The following is a 514-nucleotide window of genomic DNA, read 5'->3' on the forward strand; positions in this document are numbered from 1 at the left end:
ACTGGGTTGATAGGCCGGATGTGGAAGCGGGGACTAAAGACCCGTGAAGCTGACCGGTACTAATAGGCCGATAACTTACACCACACCACAGTCTGGGCAGGAAACGACTTCAAACGTTCCCGCCAGAGAAGGATTGTGTTAGATCATGCTGCTTGCGTCCACTATGTGGTTCCCGGACAACAAACCCGATGGGTTTGTTACCCGTGGAACAGACCACCACTGCTGTCCCCTTACCGGGGGATTGTGATGGGTGGTCACAAAGAGAGCAGGTGCGTGCCCTTGACGGGTGGCGTGTCTGCTTGGAACGATCATGTTCATGACGGGATGCCAGGGATGGTGTTCCGGTCGTGACCCACAGATTTCCCCTGGACCGGTTTGTGCCGGTGTTGCGGGGCTAGGGTTACGGCGGTCATAGCGTGGGGGAAACGCCCGGTCCCATTCCGAACCCGGAAGCTAAGACCCACAGCGCCGATGGTACTGCATCCGGGAGGATGTGGGAGAGTAGGTCACCGCC

General features: G+C 58.0%; 1 rRNA gene. It reads left to right on the forward strand.

Going from position 1 to position 514, the window contains the following annotated elements:
- Positions 1–401: 401 nt before the first annotated feature.
- Positions 402–514, forward strand: a 5S ribosomal RNA gene (gene rrf / locus AC4D2W_RS17295); the annotation flags it as partial.

The organism is Arthrobacter sp. TJ-58 (genome assembly GCF_058269295.1).